The organism is Azospirillum himalayense, from assembly GCF_042657465.1.
Taxonomy (GTDB): Bacteria; Pseudomonadota; Alphaproteobacteria; order Azospirillales; family Azospirillaceae; genus Azospirillum; species Azospirillum himalayense.
The window spans coordinates 1-1,068 of record NZ_JBHSLC010000109.1 but is presented as its reverse complement, the minus strand read 5'-3'; the positions used below and the strand labels follow the sequence as shown (position 1 = coordinate 1,068).

Below are 1,068 nucleotides of genomic sequence, written 5' to 3'. Positions count from 1 at the left end.
GCACCAACAGCGTTTCGGCGACGGCGACCGATGCCGCCGGTAACGTCTCCTCGGCGGGGACGCAGTCGCTGACCATCGACACCACCGCGCCCAACGCTCCGACGGTGACCAGCGCCACGCTGAACAACAGCACGACGCCGATCCTCACCGGCACGGCGGAAGCCGACAGCACGGTGACCGTCACGGTGGGCGGGGCGACCTACACCACGACGGCGACCAACGGGACCTGGTCGATCAACCTCGCCACGGCGACGCCGACCGCCGGTTCGCTGAGCCTCGACGCCAACGGGACCAACACCGTCTCGGCCACGGCGACCGACGCGGCGGGCAACACCTCCTCGGCCGGCACCCAGACGCTGACCATCGACACCACCGCGCCCAACGCCCCGACGGTCACCACGACGCTGAGTGACAGCACGACGCCGACCCTGACCGGCACGGCGGAAGCGGGCAGCACGGTGACCGTCAGCGTGGGTGGCGCCACCTACACCACGACGGCGACCGACGGGACCTGGAGCCTCAATCTCGCCACGGCGACGCCGGCCTCCGGCTCGCTCAATCTGAACGCCAACGGCACCAACAGCGTTTCGGCGACGGCGACCGACGCGGCGGGCAACACCTCCTCGGCCGGCACCCAGACGCTGACCATCGACACCACCGCGCCCAACGCCCCGACGGTGACCAGCGCCGTGCTGAGCAACAGCACGACGCCGATCCTCACCGGCACGGCGGAAGCCGACAGCACGGTGACCGTCACGGTGGGCGGGGCGACCTACACCACCACCGCCACGGGCGGGACTTGGTCGATCAACCTCGCCACGGCGACGCCGGCCTCCGGGTCGCTCAACCTCGACCCCAACGGCAGCAACACCGTCTCGGCAACGGCGACCGACGCGGCGGGCAACACCTCCTCGGCCGGCACGCAGACGCTGACCATCGACACCACGCTGCCCGACGCCCCGACGGTGACCAGCGCCGCGCTGAGCAACAGCGCCACGCCGATCCTGACCGGCACGGCGGAGGCCGACAGCACCGTCACCGTCACGGTGGGTGGGGCGACCTACACCA

Annotated in this window: 1 protein-coding gene; it reads left to right on the top strand. The window is 71.4% G+C overall.

Annotated features, from left to right (window positions below; genetic code table 11):
* The coding region (locus ACFPMG_RS28760) for an Ig-like domain-containing protein (RefSeq protein WP_376998719.1) at positions 1 to 1,068 on the top strand (1,068 nt) is incomplete at both ends.